Below are 15,645 nucleotides of genomic sequence, written 5' to 3'. Positions count from 1 at the left end.
ACGCGCCGCAGCGGGTTTGACGTCCTGCGCAGGGGCCCCGGGCTCACGCGCAGGCCACGAGACAAGGGAACACGATGATCGACGATTCCACCCGGCGCTTCACCAGCCGGGTCGCAGACTACGTGAAGTACCGGCCGACCTGGCCGCGCGAAGTGGCGACCTTCGCGCACGTCGAATGCGGCGTCGCGCCGGGCGCCACGGTGGCCGACATCGGCGCCGGCACCGGCATTTCGACGAAGCTCTTTCTCGACGCGGGCCACCCGGTCGTGGCCGTCGAGCCGAACGCGGCGATGCGCGAGGCCGCGGACCGCTACCTCGCGGACCATGCGGGCTATCGCAGCGTGGCCGGCACCGCGGAGGACACGACGCTCGAAACGGCTAGCGTCGACCTCGTGACGGCAGCTCAGGCGTTCCACTGGTTCGAGAAGGCCGGCGCGCGGCGCGAGTTCGCGCGCATCCTCAAGCCGCGCGGCAAGATCATGCTGTTCTGGAACATCCGGCTCGTGAAAGGCTCGACATTTCTCGAAGACTACGAAGCGCTGCTGCGCGAATTCAGCCCCGACTATGCGAGCGTGGCCGAGACCTGGCCCGACGACGACGCCATGGCCGACTGGTTCGGCGACGGCTTCGAGCAGAAGACCGTGTTTCCGAATGCGCAACTGCTCGACTACGACGGGCTGCGCGGGCGTCTCGCGTCCTCGTCGTATGCGCCCAAGCCCGGCGATGCGCGTCATGAGCCGATGCTCGCGGCGCTGCGCAAGCTCTTCGATGAGACGCAGCGCGACGGGCGCGTGAACTTCGCCTGCGAGACGCGCGTGTATGCGGGCAAGCCGGTGCGCAGCTAACGCTGCGAGCGGGCCGGGATAGCGATTAGCGCCCGAACTCGTAATCGCGCTCGCGCACGCGGCGTGTGCGTCGCCGGAACACGAACGTGAAGCCCGGCCACAGCGACGTGACCTTGCCGCTCATCGTCTGGTAGTAGCTGTGGCAGCCCGAGGTCCACACCGTGCGCGCGAACTGCGTCTGCAACTGCGCGTTGAAGGCGCGCTGGACTTCGGGCCGCACGTTCATCGTGCGCGCGCGCCGGCGTTGCAGAGCGCGAATGCAGTCGGCGATATAGCGGATGTGCGACTCGATCATGTAGATCATCGAGTTGTGGCCGAGGCCCGTGTTCGGCCCGATGATGAAGAAGAAATTCGGAAAGCCCGCCACGCTTGCGCCCAGATAGGCCTCGGGGCCGTCGCGCCGCCACGCAGCGCTCAGATCGACACCGTTCAGGCCCGTCACGCGAAACGGCGCATCGACGTCGTTCACCTGGAAGCCGGTGCCGCAAACGACCGCATCGAATGCACGATGGACGCCGTCCGCGGTGACGATGCCGTCGGCGACCACTTCGCGGATCGGCTCGGTCACGAGCGCCACGTTCGGCTGCGCAAGCGCCGGAAAGTAATCGCTCGACAGCAGCACGCGCTTGCAGCCCAGCACGTAGTCGGGCGCGAGCTTCGCGCGCAGCACGGGATCTTTGACCTTGTGCGCGAGATAGTTGCGCGCGAACTTCATCGGCGCTTTGAGCAGGCGCCGATCGACGACGAACCCCAGCGCGCGCGATTCGAGCTGCCAGTAAATCGCCGCACGAGCGGCGCGCTGCGCGAGCGGCACATGGCGATAGACCCAGCGCCGCCGCGCACCGATCGCGCGATCGCGGCGCGGCATGATCCAGGGCGCCGTGCGCTGGAACACCGTGAGCTGCGCGACGCGCGGCTGGATCTGCGGCACGAACTGGATCGCGCTTGCACCGGTTCCAATTACGGCGACGCGCTTGCCGTCGAGCGCGTAATCGTGATCCCAGCGCGCCGAATGAAAGAGCTTGCCCTCGAAACGCTCGAGCCCGTTGACGGCGGGCAGGGCGGGGCGCGAGAGCGGGCCGTTCGCGGCGATCAGCAAATCGGCCTCGACGGTTTGCATGACGCCGTCGCACTCGATCTCGATCAGCCAGATGCTGCGCGCCGCGTCGAAGCGCGCGGCGCTCACGCGCGAGCGATAGCGGATGTAGCGCTCGACGTCGTACTTATGCGCGCAGTGGCGCAGATAGTCGAGAATCTCGCGCTGCGGCGCATAGGTGCGCGTCCAGTCCGGATTCGGCTCGAACGAAAATGAATAGAGGTGCGAAGGAATATCACAAGCGGCGCCGGGATAGGCATTGTCGCGCCATGTGCCGCCGAGGCTCGCTGCCGCCTCGTAGATCGTGAACGTCTCGATGCCCATGCGCCGCAGACGGATCGCCATGCCGATGCCGGCGAAGCCGCTGCCGACAATGGCGATGCGCGGCGTCGTAGCGTGTGCGGCGCCCGGTGTCTCGTGCCGCCAAGCGTGTGAGGTCATGTCTGAATGTCCGGCATCGCCCGCCGCGTGGCGGACGATGTGCAAGAGGCGAAGGATGCAAAACGGGCTCCGCGAGGGAGCCCGTCGTTACCTTCATTATGGCGGCGGGTGCGCCGCTTCGCTGGACGCCCTCAGGTATTCCAGTCGTCCGAGCTGTCGTTGCTGCCCATATCGACGCCGCCGCCCGAGCCATCGTCCCAGTCGTTCGAGCCCTGGCCGAAGTCGACGCCGCCACCATTGCCGTCATCACGCGGAACGCGCTGGCCATTGTCGTCGACGATCACGTCGCGTTCGATCACGCGGTCGCGGCCATGGTTGAGCGCCTCGCCGAGCAGCACGCCGGTGAGCAGCCCGCCCATGCCGCCCATGCCACCGCCGCCTTGCTGCACGATGACTTGCGGAGGCTGCTGCGGCGGGTACTGCGGCGGATATTGCGGGTTATGCCCGAACGCCGCATCCGCTTCGCGCGCATAGGCCGAGCCGCTGCCGCCATACGACGGCGCGGCGGCCGCCTGCGCGTTCGGATCGGGCCGGCCTTCGGCGCGCGCCTTGAGGCTCGCGAACTGGCGCTCGAGATCCTCGATCTGATACGGGGCCACCGGGTTCGTGCTGCCCGAGAGCGTTTCGACCACGCTGCGCAATTGCGTCTCGAAGCCTTCCACTTCCTTTTCGAGCGCTTCATGGCCCGGCGCCGTCGAGAGCCTCAGATCGAGCTTGAGCGAGCGCACAGCGTTGAGCAGGTCGGTCGCGCGCTTGAGCTGATCGCGGCGGTCGTCGCCGGCTCTCGCGTCTTCCGTGGACTTCGCGCGGCGCAGCGTCCAGCGCAGCACGAGCGCCACGCCCACCAGCACAATGGCAATGCCGATCCACATGCCGATGCCAGGACCGTGCTTTTGCGGCACGCTGGCCGCGGCGAGCGCCGCCGGCGCTGCCGACTGCGCCTGCTGGGCGAAGGGGTTATTGGTGTGGCTCGTCGTGGTGGCGCCTGCGCGCGTGGCGTCCGAGCGGATCTTCGCTTCGACCTGCGCAAAACGCTGCGGCTGCGTGAAGCGGACCTGCGGATCGAGCGACTTCGCCTGCTCGACCTGCGTGAGCGCGTCGGCGTAGCGGCCTTCGCGATTGAGCACCTGCGCGTAGAGGTAATGCGCGCGGGCATTGTCGGGGTGCGCCTGCAGGACCTGGGTGAGCCCCGAGTCCGCGCGCTGCCAGTCGCCTTGCGACATCGCGGATTCGATCTGCTGCACGCTCGGCACGGCGAACGCCAGGCCGCTCACGAGCGTCAGCGTTGCGAAAAGTGCGACAAGATACTTTTTCATGTTGCAGGCCGGGCGGCTTGTCGCCCGTCTCCATGACATACGAAACGTTGGATGCGGCGCACCGCGCACCGAATGCTGGCCGCGCCGCATCCTTTACGCCCGGCGCAGTTACTGTGCCGGCGTATTGAGCTGCTTCTTGAGGGCTTCGAGGCGGTCGTCCACCGACGGGCCCTTGTTCAGCGCGGCGAGCTTGTCGTCGAGCGCCTTGCCGCTCGTCGTGTCCGCCGAGTTCAGGCGGGCGTCCGAGCGCGCGTTCGAGAGGCTCACCTTGTCTTCGAGCTTCTGGAAGTCCTCGGCAAGATTCTTGCCGCCGATACCGCCGAGCGCCGTGGCCGCCACGTCCTTCGCCTGGGCGATCTGCTGCTTCGCCTGCAGGATGTTCGAGCGCGCATTGAGGTCGTTGCGGCGGCCGCGCATGTCGTCGATCTGCTGCTTCAGTTGATCGACCGACGGTTCGAGCTTGGCGAGTTCTGCGCCAAGCGCATCGCGTTCGGCTTCGGCCGTGGCCTGGGCGCCGAGCGCTTCGCGTGCGAGCGCTTCGTCGCCCGATTGCAGCGCGCGCTTCGCGCCGTCTTCATACTTCTTCGCCTTGTCCGCGGCCACGTCGCGCTTGCTTTGCTGCATCGCGACCTGCGCCTGGATCTCGACGAGCGAGTTCTCGGCTTTCCCGATGCTGTCGTCGAGTTCGCGCACGATCTGGCGCGCGTCGCGCGACGGGTCTTGCACGGAGTCGGCGGCGTCGTTCAAGAGACCCTTGACCGTGCGAGAGATGGAGTCGAAAAGCGACATGAATTCCTCCGGTGATTGAGATCGGCCCCGCTGTGCTCCAGCGGGCCGCGATGCGCGCGTGCGGCGTTCGCGTTGCGCGCGATGTGTTGCGGCGGACCCGAACGGGCCGCGCGACAATCTCGCGTTCAGCTTACGCCGCTTTGCGCTAGCCGCGCATGCAGCGCGCAATTCGGGGCGTTTTTGCCAATTGCAACAGGCCAACGCCGCTAAATTAACCCTTGCGCCACACACTGAGCCGTATCGTTCGGCTCGGCCGGCTCAGGGGCCCTGGCGCATCGCTCGCGGATATTACACCACGGGGTCTCTTAAAAGGGACTTAAAGGGCCTGCGGTGGCGGCTCGATTGGCGCGTCCTGGCGTCAGGCAAATTTGCCCGTATCAGGTGCGGGATCGCTGCGGCGAGCGTCTTCTTCGTCGCGCGCGGCGCGTGCGAACGGCGTGCCGCTCAGTGGCCGCAGCGGTTCGGATTCTTCGCGATGCGCGTCCTCGGGGAGCGCGGCGCCAGTTTCCGCTTCGGTCATCCCGGGCGCTTGCTCGGCGGCGCCGGAGAGGCGCGCAACGGCCAGGGCCAATTCGCGCTCGGCGCGGCTGGTGTCCGTGATATCCGCCGTATCCGGTTCGGTGCTGGCCTCAGGCACCGTGACGGTGTTTTCTGCGCTTCCTGCTGGCAGCGGCGCTTCGGTGTTCAGCGTCCCGGCGGCTTCGACGTCCGCTTGCGCGTCAGCCGCCGCAGGCTCCGCAACAGCCGGCCGCAGACCCGCCGCGCGCCCGGTTCGCAGCGGCCTTGCCGCTTTGCGCAGCACCTGCGCGAGCGCGTCGGGCTCGCGCGTCGCGCTCAGCCGGTCGACGATGCTCGCCGCCTTCACCTGGTCGCTCGTCGCGCTAAAAGCCATCACGGCGCGGCGCATCAGTTCGCTGATGCTGATGCCGAGTTCATCGGCCGTGGCGGAGATCGCACGCTTTTGCGCGGGCGTGACGAAGACGACGATGCGTTCGCTGGGCTTGTTCATGGTCGGCTGGCCGTTGGATCGGCTTCGAGTGAACTCGGGTCCCGCATGCGCGCGACGGCTAATGGAGAGGTGCGTATTGGCCGGCAGGCAAGGCGAGGAGGGCGTGCAGCAACCTTTCCATCATAAGACGCGACGCGCGATGCGCAACGCAAACACGCGCGCCTGGCGCCGCTTCGTAGCGCAATAATGTTCCACATTAGCGGGCAAACTCCGCGCGTTCCCGGTCTGCTTCTCCGTTGATTCCGCAACTTTCTCCGCAGAACGCGCCGATTGGCGCAAGTGGTGTCACGAAGGACGAAAAAAGAGGGTCGCAGACCCGTTCCAAAGAAACTCTTACAAAAAAAGCCCGACCGCCCGCGCACGAATTATTTAGAATGCGCTGTTACATTTCCACGGGCGCTGCCGTAAAGGCGCCCATGCGAAAGGGTATTGAAAGAGTAACCTTGCGACGGTGCGCCGAACATGCGCGCCGCGTGGCCGGACGGGGGCGTTGCCGGTCACGCCACAGGGCGCCGCGTTCAGCAGTGCGGCGCTGCCACACGCCGCATTGGCGCCATGACGCCAGGATCGAGATCTATGCGCGCGAGCCGCGCGCAGCCGGGGGCGCAGAACGAACGCGCCAATCATTCCAGTCATGCCTATCATTAAACGACCGCCTTCCCCGCACTACCCGAACGACGATCGGGAACCCTCCTTCAACAATGGACGTCAGCCGCCGCGCGGCCCGCGTGACTCGCGCGGTGGCGACTCGCGCGACGAGCGTCCGCGCCGCCGCTCGATCGGCGCGTCGATCGCGATCTGGTTCGCGGGCCTGATCGCCACGCTCTGCGTGGTGGGCGCGCTGATCGTTGGCTATGCGCTCGTCGTGATGGGGCCGCAATTGCCCTCGCTCGACGCGCTCACCAACTATCAGCCCAAGGTGCCGCTGCGCATCTACACCGCCGACCACGTGCTGATCGGCGAGTTCGGCGAGGAGCGGCGCCAGCTCGTGCGCTTCCAGGACATCCCCGACGTGCAGAAGAAAGCGGTGCTCGCCATCGAGGACTACCGCTTCTACGAGCACGGCGGCGTGGACTTCGTCGGCATCCTGCGCGCGGGCGTGGCCGACCTGATGCACGGCGGCGCCTCGCAGGGCGCGAGCACGATCACGATGCAGGTCGCGCGCAACTTCTTCCTTTCGAGCGAGAAGACCTATACGCGCAAAATCTACGAAATGCTGCTCGCCTACAAGATCGAGCGCGCGCTCACGAAGGACCAGATCCTCGAGCTGTACATGAACCAGATCTATCTGGGGCAGCGCGCCTATGGCTTCTCGGCGGCTGCGCGCGTGTACTTCGGCAAGGACCTCAAGGACATCACGCTCGCCGAGGCCGCGATGCTCGCGGGTCTGCCGAAGGCGCCGTCCGCGTATAACCCGATCGTCAATCCGAAGCGCGCGAAGATCCGCCAGGAGTACATCCTCAAGCGCATGCTCGAACTCAAGTACATCACGCAGGAACAGTACGACGAGGCGATCAAGGAGCCGCTGCACACGCGCACCGCGGGCACCGAATACAGCGTGCATGCGGAGTACGTGGCGGAAATGGTCCGCCAGATGATGTATTCGCAGTACAAGGACGAAACCTACACGCGCGGCCTCACGGTCACGACGACGATCGATTCGGCCGACCAGAACGCGGCCTACGCGGCCGTGCGCAAGGGCGTGATGGATTACGAGCGCCGCCACGGCTATCGCGGTCCCGAAGGCTTCGTGCAGTTGCCGGCACCCGGCGACGACCGCGATCAGGCCATCGACGACGCGCTCACCGACCACCCCGACAATGGCGACATCGTCTCGGCGGTGGTGATCGCCGCAAGCCCGAAGTCGGTCACGGCGCAACTGCTCGACGGCACGCAGATCAACGTGACGGGCGACGGCCTGCGCTTCGCCGCAGCCGGCCTTTCGGCGCGCGCGTCGGCGACGATGCGCATCAAGCCGGGCTCGATCGTGCGCCTGATGACGGACGCGAAGGGCAACTACCAGATCACGCAATTGCCGCAGGTCGAAGGCGCGCTCGTGTCGCTCACGCCGCAGGACGGTGCGATTCGCGCGCTGATCGGCGGCTTCGACTTCAACAAGAACAAGTTCAACCACGTCACGCAGGCGTGGCGTCAGCCTGGTTCGAGCTTCAAGCCGTTCATCTATTCGGCCTCGCTCGAGAAGGGCCTCGGACCGGCCACCATGATCAACGACGCGCCGCTGTACTTCCCGCCCAGCACGCCGGGCGGCGACGCGTGGGAGCCGAAGGACGACGACTACCCTGAAGGCCCGATGACGATGCGTCTCGCGCTGCAGAAGTCGAAGAACCTCGTGTCGATCCGCATCCTCTCGTACATCGGCACGAAGTACGCGCAGGATTACGTGACGCAGCGCTTCGGCTTCGACGCGGACAAGACGCCGCCGTACCTGCCGATGGCGCTGGGCGCGGGCCTCGTCACGCCGCTGCAGTCGGCGGGCGCGTACTCGGTGTTCGCGAACGGCGGCTATCGCATCAACCCGTATCTGATCGCCGAAGTCGACGACGCGCACGGCCAGCCGATCCTGCGCGCCCAGCCGCTGGTGGCGGGCCAGAATGCGCCGCAGACGCTCACGCCGCGCAATGCGTTCGTGATGAACAGCCTGTTGCATTCGGTCGCGACGGCGGGCACGGGCGCGGGTACGAACGTCCTGCATCGCGACGACCTGCAGGGCAAGACCGGTACGACCAACGACGCGCACGACGGCTGGTTCGCCGGCTATCAGCGCAACCTCGTGGCCGTGGCGTGGATGGGCTACGACCAGCCGAAGAGCCTCGGCAGCCGCGAGTTCGGCGCGCAGCTCGCGTTGCCGATCTGGGTGGACTACATGGGCCGTGCGCTGCGCGGCATGCCGCAGGAAGAGCCGCCGATGCCGTCCGGGCTCACGACGATCGGCGACGAGCTTTACTACTCCGATGCGACGCCGGGCGCGGGCTTCGTCTCGGCGATCGGCATGGAGTCGGGCAACCCGGCGGGCGCGGCCAGCGACGCGAGCGGTGCGACCGGCACGATGGGGCCGGGCGGTCTCGCGCCGCCGAGCGTCACGCAGACCGAGCGCAAGCAGATCATGGATTTGTTTGAGACGAACAAGCCTTGATGGGGACTCTTTAGCGGACGTTTCGGGCTGCCTGGTAGATAGGCTTGTATCCACTCAGGCCCGCTCGTAGCGATGTCTTGAACGCGGCACACCGGCAACGGTGTGCCGCGTTTTGTTTTGGGGCGTTGTTTTCCTTGTGCATCAAGGACTTGGTCGGGTTGCCCAGGGCTTTTCCACAGGGACTTCAACAAAAACTGTTGATAAACCCACCCCCGACCCAACCCTCCGTTGTCCACAGTTTTTGTTGAAGGCCCTGTTGATAACGTTGGGAGAGCGAAGCTAACTCCATGATCCAAAAGGCTCTACGAGCAAACGCGCGACGTGAGGCAACGTACACATCGCGCGAGCTCAAAACACGTTGTCGTATTGCAGCCCAAACGTTTTGGCGTGCGAGTCGCGCGAGTACATGAGGGCCCAATGCGCGAGCCACGCGCCCGTGAGCGCGCCCAGCGCGTCGGCGAAAAGATCCTTGGGCGAGAACCCGTCCGTGCGGCAGGTGCCGTCGAGCGTCTCCTTCGCGAGGCCCGGTATGGTGCCGATCAGCGTGCCGTAGATCACGGGATGATCGGTGTCGCGCATGAGCCATCCGCCGAGCGCGCCAAACGGCGCGGAGACACCGAAGTGCTCCAGTTTGTCGGTGCCTGTCCAGCTATCCGAGGTCATGAAGCGGAATCCGCCGTGCGAGCCGGAACAGTCGATGCCCGCATGCGCGGTGACGCTGGCCATGAGAAGCACTGCGGCGCCAAGGCCGCGATTCGACAGGATTCGCATGATCGAGCTCGTCAAGGTTGTCGTGCGCCGTTGCATGCCTCGGCAACGGCTGTCTCCGCTGGAGACGGTCGCAATTTACAGAGGAATCCGAATGGACCGGCTTTTGTTATCTCGATTTGCGACGCAGTGTAGCAGCATTGTCTCGAAAATAAGGCTCAGATCTTTCCGACGGAAAGGCGGCGTCGACAGCCGATTAACAGAGGGCAGCGAGTCGTGAAGCGGCGCAGGGAAAGGACACTCGGGGAATGCGCGTGGCGGATGTGTCGTTCTATTTTTCGCTCACGCGCAGGGAACTCGGGGGCGCGTTCTACTCACGCGACGGCACTGCCGCGCCGGCGGCCTTCTCGCCGTTTTCATTGCTCACAGCGCGCGTCTGGGCGTTCGCAGCCGGTGCATCGGCGCTCGTCGGCGGCTGCCCCATGGCCTGGAACAGCGCCGCCGTATCCGAAAGCCGCGCCCCGCGATAGCGGACTTCGTCGAGCCGCGCGTTGCGCCATTGCTGCTCGCTCTGGCGCACGGCGTAGTAGGGCACCGCGCCCAGCCGGTAGCGCGCGTTCGTCTCCTCATAGACACCCTGGGCGGTTTGCGCCGATGTCCCGGCCGCGTCGAGGGCCTGTGCGTCATGCTCGAGCGCGGCGAGCCGGTCGGCGACGTCCTGGAATGCCGCAAGCACGGTCTGCTTGTACGAGGCGTTGGCCGCGTCGTAGGACTGCAGCGCCGCGCGGCGCTGCGCGAGCAGCGCGCCGCCGTGAAAGATCGGCTGCGTGAGCGAGGCGCCGATCGCCCAGAGCGCGCCCGCGCCCGAGGTCACGACGGGCCAGCTGAAGCCGCCCTGACCAAGGCCCGCGGAAAGCGTGATGCTCGGGAACATCTGCGCCGTGGCCGCGCCCACGTCGGCGGACGCGGCGATCAGCGCCGCACCGGCGGCCTCGATGTCGGGCCGCGACTTGAGCAGATCCGACGGCACGACGACGGGCACCTGCGCGGGCAAGGTCAAGCTGGCGAGGTCGAGATCGGGCGGGGCGGCGTCGGGCGTGCGGCCGAGCAGCACCGCGAGCGCGTGGCGCAGCGCCGCGAGTTGCTGGCGCAGCCCCGGCAGGTTCGCAGCGAGCGAAGCCGCGCTTTGCTGCGCGCTGAGCAGATCGGTATGCGAGACCGCGCCGAGCGCGTAGCGCTTTTGCACGTCGTCGGCTTGCGCGTTGGCGAGCGCGACGAGCCGCTCGGTCGTGTCGATCTGCGCGTGCAGCGTGGCCGCGCCCAGCGCGCTCGCGACGATGTTGGCCGCGAGCGCGCGGCGCGCCGCCTCGTACTGGAACGCCTGCATGTTCACGCGCGCGGCGAGCGCGGCGTTGTTCAGCCGCGTCGCGCCAAAAATGTCGAACGAGTAGCGCACTTCGACGAGGCCCGCGAACAGGTCGTACTGAAGCTTGTCGATGCCGAGCTGCGGGACGCCGGGGGCGCGCTGGCGCTGCGCGGTGCCGAGCGCGTCGATGGTCGGCAGCATCGAGCTGCCGACCTGGCCGCGCAACTGCTCGCGCGCGGCCTGCAGGCTGTGATCGGCGGATGCGAGATTCGGGCTGTTGGCGAGGCCCTCGTCGACGAGCGCATCGAGCTCGGGCGAGCCGTAGAGCGTCCACCATTGCGGCACCGGCTGCGCGCCCGTCACGAACTGCTGCGCGACGCCTTGCGCGGCCACGGTTTGCGCCGGCTGCGCCTGCGCGCCGTAATGCGCGGGCTCGGGCATCGCGGGCGGCGCGCCGCCCGGACCCCATGCGCAGGCGCTCACGAAGAGCGCACAAAGCGCCGCCGCGCACGCGCGCGGTCTCGTTCGATGCGATGGACGCGGATGGCGGGTCTTCATCGGCGCGCTGTCGTGGGTGATGCGGTTCATGACGCGGTTCATGGTGTGTTCTCCGCGTTGGGGCGGGGCGCGTCGGTTTCGCTGCTGCGCACGCGGAACGCGGCGGCGTAGAGCGCGGGCAGGAAGAACAGCGTGAGCACGGTCGCGCTCGTGATGCCGCCCATCAGCGCGGTCGCCATCGGCCCGAAGAAGTTCGAGCGCACGAGCGGGATCAGCGCGAGCACGGCAGCCGCGGCGGTCAGCATGATCGGGCGGAAACGCCGCACCGTCGCGCCGACCACGGCGTCGAAGCGCTTGTGTCCCGCGCGGATGTCGGTCTCGATCTGGTCCACGAGGATCACCGAGTTGCGCATGATGATGCCGAACATGGCGATCACGCCGAGCATCGCGACGAAGCCGAACGGCTCGCCGAAGAGCAGCAGCGCGAGCGCGACGCCGATCAGACCGAGCGGCGCGGTGAGCACGACCATCATGACGCGCGAGAGGCTCTGCAACTGGATCATGAGCAGCGTGAGCACGGCGATCACGAGAACCGGCAGCTGCGCAAAAATGGACGCCTGGCCCTTCATGCTTTCCTCGACCGAGCCGCCCACCTCGATGCGATAGCCCGTGGGCAGCGTCGCGCGAATCGGCTCTAGCTGCTTTTGCAGCTCATGCGTGACGTCGATGCCTTGCGCGCCGCGGCGCACGTCGGCCTGCACGGTGATGGTCGGCTGCCGGTCGCGCGACCAGATCACCCCGTATTCGAGCGAGTTCACGAGGTGGCCGATCGCGCCCAGCGGCACCGGGCCGTTCGGCGTGGGCATGGCGAGCGAGAGCATGCGGGCCGGGTCCACGCGTTCGTTGGCGGGCGAGCGCAGATCCACGCTGATGAGCTTGTCGCGCTCGCGGTACTGCGTGACGGTGTAGCCCGAGTAGGTCATCTGCAGGAAGTTCGCGACGTCCTGCGAGGAGATATTGAGCGCGCGCGCCTTCTGCTGGTCGATCTCGAAGTGCAGCGAGCGCTCGGCGGGCTCGTCCCAGTCGAAGTTGACGTTCTCGGTGCGCGTATCGGCGCGCATGGCCGCGGCCACGCGCTCGGCGATCCCGCGCACGGTCGCGATGTCGTCGCCGCTCACGCGGAACTGCACGGGATAGCCCACGGGCGGCCCGTTTTCGAGGCGCGAAAGACGCGTGCGCACGGCCGGAAAGTCGTTGCGCAGCCTGGTTTCGAGCCAGCTCGCGAGCTTCTCGCGATCCTTCACGGACTTCGCGGTGATGACGAACTGCGCGAAATTCGGCTGCTGCAATTGCTGATCGAGCGGCAGATAGAAGCGCGGCGCGCCGGTGCCGACGAAGTCGATCGAATGGTCGATCTCGGGCCGGCCCTTCAGCGCTTCTTCGAGACGCTTCGTCTGGCGCAGCGTGGCGTCGAACGAGGCGCCCTCGGGCAGCCGCACGTCCACGAGCAGCTCGGGCCGGTCCGAGCTCGGGAAGAATTGCTGCGGAATCAGCGTGAAGCCCGCGAGCGCGATCACGAACAGCACGAGGGTGAGTGCGAGCACAACGATATGGCGCTCGATGCACCAGCCGACCCAGCGGCGCAGGCGGTGATAGAAGCGCGTGTCGTAGATGTCCTCTTCGTGATGCTCGCCGTGCGCGGCGGCTTCGGGTGGGTTCGCGTCGGGCTTGCGCTCGGGCAGCAGCCGGTAGCCGAGCAGCGGAATCAATACGACCGCCGCGAACCACGAGGCGATCAACGCGATCGCCGAGACCTGGAAGATCGAGCGCGTATATTCGCCGGTGCTCGATTTCGCGAGCACGATGGGCAGGAAGCCCGAGACCGTGACGAGCGTGCCGGTGAGCATCGGGAACGCCGTGCTCGTGTAGGCGAACGCGGCGGCGCGCGTGCGGTTCCAGCCCTGCGCGAGCTTCACGGCCATCATTTCCACGGAGATGATGGCGTCGTCCACGAGCAGGCCCAACGCGAGCACGAGCGTGCCGAGCGAGACCTTGTGCAGGCCGATGTCGAACAGATACATCACGAGCGCGGTGACGGCGAGCACGATCGGAATCGTGATCACGACCACCATGCCGGTGCGCACGCCGAGCGAAACGAGGCTCACGACGAGCACGATGCCCACGGCCTCGGCCACCGCTTCGACGAAGTCGTCGACCGAACGGGACACCGCGTCGGGCATGCTCGACACCTCCACGAGCTTCAGGCCCGCGGGCAGTTCGCGGCGCAGTGCGTCGACGCGCTGGTCGAGCGCCTTGCCGAGCCGGATCACGTCGCCGCCGGGCTGCATCGTGATGCCGATGCCGAGCACGGCCTTGCCCTGGAAGCGCATCTGCGTGGCGGGCGGATCGTCGTAGCCGCGCCGGATCGTGGCGATATCGCCGAGCCGGAAGCTGCGCCCGTTCACGTTGATGAGCGTGTCCGCGAGCGCCTTGAGGTCGGTGTACTGGCCGCTCGGGCGCACGAAGACGCGGTCGTCGGCGGTGGTGAGCGTGCCGGCCGCGGCGACGCTGTTCTGCGCGCCGATCAGCTGGCCGATCTGCGTGGGCGAAATGCCGAGGCGCGTGAGTTGCGCGTTGGGAATCTCCACGTAGATGCGCTGGTTCGGATCGCCGAAATAATCGACCTTGCCCACGTCCTTCACGCGCAACAGCTCTTCGCGCAGGTTGTCGGCGTAGTCGTGGAGCTGCGCGGGCGAAAAGCCGTCGCCTTCGAGCGTGTAGATATTGGTGTAGACGTCGCCGAATTCGTCGTTGAAGAACGGGCCTTGCACGCCGGGTGGCAGTGTCGGCGCGATGTCGCCCACTTTCTTGCGCACCTGGTACCAGGTCTCGCGCACCTCGCTCACGGGCGCGGAATCCTTCATCGTGAAGAACACGAGCGATTCGCCGGGGCGCGAGTAGCTGCGCAGGAAGTCGATATACGGCGTCTCCTGGAGCTTGCGGCCGATGCGCGTGGTGACCTCGTCCTCGACCTGGCGCGCGGTGGCGCCGGGCCAGAAGGTCTGGATCACCATCACGCGGAACGTGAAGGGCGGATCTTCGGACTGCGAAAGACGCGTATACGAAAGCGCGCCGAAGATCGTGGCGAGCGCGATCACGAACGTCACCAGCGCCCGATGGCGCAGCGCCCATGCCGAAAGATTGAAGCGCCCCTCGTCGTGGTCGGAGCCCGGCTCATGGCCGCCGAGCTGGCTCATGACGCGAAATCCTCGGGGTGCAGCGGCGCGACCGGGCGCACCTTCTCGCCCGAGGTGACCGTGTGCACGCCTTGCAGCACGACGCGCTCGCCGTCCTTCAGGCCCTCGGTGACGGTGATCGTGCGCGCGTCGTAGCGCGAGACGCTCACGCGGCGCAGTTGTAGCACGTTGTCCGCGCCCTGGACGATCCAGAGCGCCGGTGCGTTGCCGTCGTGAAAGAGCGCGGTCGCGGGGATCGTGAAGGCGCCGCTTTCCGCCTGCGCGGCATTGGCGGTGTTGGCGGCACTGTTCGCGAGGGCGACGTTCGCGGTCATGCCGAGGCGCACGTCGGCGCCCGGCTGTTCGAGCGTGAGCTTCACGCGCCAGGTGCGGCTTTGCGGGTCGGCGGCCGCGGCCAGCTCGCGCACCGTGGCGGTGTAGCGGCGGCCCGGCAGCGCGGGCAGGGTGACCTGCGCGGCGTCGCCGGTGTGCAGGCCGCCGATGGCGTTCTCGGGCAGATCGCTCACCACGTCCACGTCGCCCGTCCACGCGAGCTGATAGACGGGCTGGCCGGCCTGCACGTTCTGGCCGGTGTCGGCGTTCTCGGCGGTGATGATGCCCGCGTGATCGGCCACGAGCTGGGTGTAGCGGCGCTGATCCTGGGCGAGCGCGAGCTGCTGTTTCGCCTGGTCGCGCTGCGCCACGGCCGACGCGTAGGCATCCTGCGTTTGTTCGAGCTGGGCGCGGGCGATGAGGTTGGCCTGGGCCTGCGCGGTATCGCGGTCGAGCTGCTGCTTCGCGAATGCAAAGCGGTGCTGGGCGGCATCGTATTGCGCCTGCGCGCTCGCGGCGTTCTTGTCGTAGTCGGCCGGATCGAGGCGCGCGAGCACCTGGCCGGGCTTGACGGTGTCGCCAAGACGCGCGCTGCGCTCGACGATCTTGCCGTTCACGCGAAACGAAAGCGGGGTGGCATAGCGCGCCTGCACGGTGCCGGGGTAAGTGGCCGACGGACCGTGTCCATCGGGATGGACGATCATCGAGACGACGGGCCGGGGCGAGAGCGACGCTTCCGGCTTCTTCCCGCAGGCGGCGAGGCCGGTGAGCGCACAGAGCGCGATCACCGGTGCAATCGGCGCAACCGACCTCGCGAGACGCGCCAGCGCGCGACGCGGCGCTGGCCGAATCGA

General features: G+C 67.2%; 10 protein-coding genes. 2 read left to right on the top strand and 8 right to left on the bottom strand.

Translation table 11 applies throughout. The features are described from left to right. Positions 1-74: 74 nt before the first annotated feature. Complete coding sequence (locus U5775_RS19800; protein WP_322059784.1) at positions 75-845, top strand: class I SAM-dependent methyltransferase; 771 nt, start codon at positions 75-77, stop codon at positions 843-845. 25 nt (positions 846-870) lie between these two features. Here U5775_RS19800 and U5775_RS19795 read toward each other — a convergent pair whose 3' ends face one another. The 4 genes from U5775_RS19795 to U5775_RS19780 all read right to left on the bottom strand — a co-directional run bounded on the left by U5775_RS19795 (position 871) and on the right by U5775_RS19780 (position 5,496). After that, a complete protein-coding gene (locus tag U5775_RS19795; protein ID WP_322059783.1) occupies positions 871-2,382 on the bottom strand; it encodes an NAD(P)/FAD-dependent oxidoreductase in 1,512 nt (503 codons plus the stop codon). A 131-nt stretch (positions 2,383-2,513) separates the two neighbouring features. Further along, positions 2,514-3,698 carry a tetratricopeptide repeat protein gene (locus tag U5775_RS19790; RefSeq protein WP_322059782.1) on the bottom strand — a complete coding sequence of 395 codons (1,185 nt, stop codon included), beginning with the start codon at positions 3,696-3,698 and terminating at the stop codon, positions 2,514-2,516. Between the two features lie 108 nt (positions 3,699-3,806). Then, positions 3,807-4,487 (bottom strand): PspA/IM30 family protein, encoded by a 681-nt coding sequence (locus U5775_RS19785; protein ID WP_322059781.1) that lies wholly within the window; start codon positions 4,485-4,487, stop codon positions 3,807-3,809. A 358-nt stretch (positions 4,488-4,845) separates the two neighbouring features. After that, positions 4,846-5,496, bottom strand: coding sequence for a hypothetical protein (locus U5775_RS19780; protein WP_322059780.1), 651 nt, complete (start codon positions 5,494-5,496; stop codon positions 4,846-4,848). Positions 5,497-6,130: 634 nt separating this feature from the next. Here U5775_RS19780 and U5775_RS19775 point away from each other — a divergent pair. After that, positions 6,131-8,650, top strand: a complete 2,520-nt coding sequence (locus U5775_RS19775) for a penicillin-binding protein 1A (RefSeq protein WP_322059779.1) — start codon at positions 6,131-6,133, stop codon at positions 8,648-8,650. 348 nt (positions 8,651-8,998) lie between these two features. Here U5775_RS19775 and U5775_RS19770 read toward each other — a convergent pair whose 3' ends face one another. From U5775_RS19770 to U5775_RS19755, 4 genes are all read right to left on the bottom strand, one after another. Further along, positions 8,999-9,421, bottom strand: coding sequence for a hypothetical protein (locus U5775_RS19770; RefSeq protein WP_322059778.1), 423 nt, complete (start codon positions 9,419-9,421; stop codon positions 8,999-9,001). A 307-nt stretch (positions 9,422-9,728) separates the two neighbouring features. Continuing rightward, complete coding sequence (locus U5775_RS19765) at positions 9,729-11,282, bottom strand: efflux transporter outer membrane subunit (protein ID WP_322059814.1); 1,554 nt, start codon at positions 11,280-11,282, stop codon at positions 9,729-9,731. Positions 11,283-11,320: 38 nt separating this feature from the next. After that, positions 11,321-14,479 (bottom strand): efflux RND transporter permease subunit, encoded by a 3,159-nt coding sequence (locus tag U5775_RS19760; protein ID WP_322059777.1) that lies wholly within the window; start codon positions 14,477-14,479, stop codon positions 11,321-11,323. Continuing rightward, positions 14,476-15,579 carry an efflux RND transporter periplasmic adaptor subunit gene (locus U5775_RS19755; protein WP_322059776.1) on the bottom strand — a complete coding sequence of 368 codons (1,104 nt, stop codon included), beginning with the start codon at positions 15,577-15,579 and terminating at the stop codon, positions 14,476-14,478. The genes U5775_RS19760 and U5775_RS19755 overlap by 4 nt, the downstream gene beginning before the upstream one ends. Positions 15,580-15,645: the final 66 nt, after the last annotated feature.

This window comes from Paraburkholderia sp. J63, assembly GCF_905220245.1.
GTDB lineage: Bacteria > Pseudomonadota > Gammaproteobacteria > Burkholderiales > Burkholderiaceae > Paraburkholderia.
The sequence above is the reverse complement of the archived record's forward strand: the minus strand, read 5'-3'. Positions and strand labels throughout refer to the sequence as shown.

Excerpts from the sequence above, each read along its gene's own strand:
- U5775_RS19775 (WP_322059779.1), top strand. The coding sequence starts at position 6,131 with ATGCCTATCATTAAACGACCGCCTTCCCCGCACTACCCGAACGACGAT.
- U5775_RS19760 (WP_322059777.1), bottom strand. The coding sequence starts at position 14,479 with ATGAGCCAGCTCGGCGGCCATGAGCCGGGCTCCGACCACGACGAGGGG.
- U5775_RS19780 (WP_322059780.1), bottom strand. The coding sequence starts at position 5,496 with ATGAACAAGCCCAGCGAACGCATCGTCGTCTTCGTCACGCCCGCGCAA.
- U5775_RS19765 (WP_322059814.1), bottom strand. The coding sequence starts at position 11,282 with ATGAAGACCCGCCATCCGCGTCCATCGCATCGAACGAGACCGCGCGCG.
- U5775_RS19770 (WP_322059778.1), bottom strand. The coding sequence starts at position 9,421 with ATGCGAATCCTGTCGAATCGCGGCCTTGGCGCCGCAGTGCTTCTCATG.
- U5775_RS19785 (WP_322059781.1), bottom strand. The coding sequence starts at position 4,487 with ATGTCGCTTTTCGACTCCATCTCTCGCACGGTCAAGGGTCTCTTGAAC.
- U5775_RS19800 (WP_322059784.1), top strand. The coding sequence starts at position 75 with ATGATCGACGATTCCACCCGGCGCTTCACCAGCCGGGTCGCAGACTAC.
- U5775_RS19795 (WP_322059783.1), bottom strand. The coding sequence starts at position 2,382 with ATGACCTCACACGCTTGGCGGCACGAGACACCGGGCGCCGCACACGCT.
- U5775_RS19790 (WP_322059782.1), bottom strand. The coding sequence starts at position 3,698 with ATGAAAAAGTATCTTGTCGCACTTTTCGCAACGCTGACGCTCGTGAGC.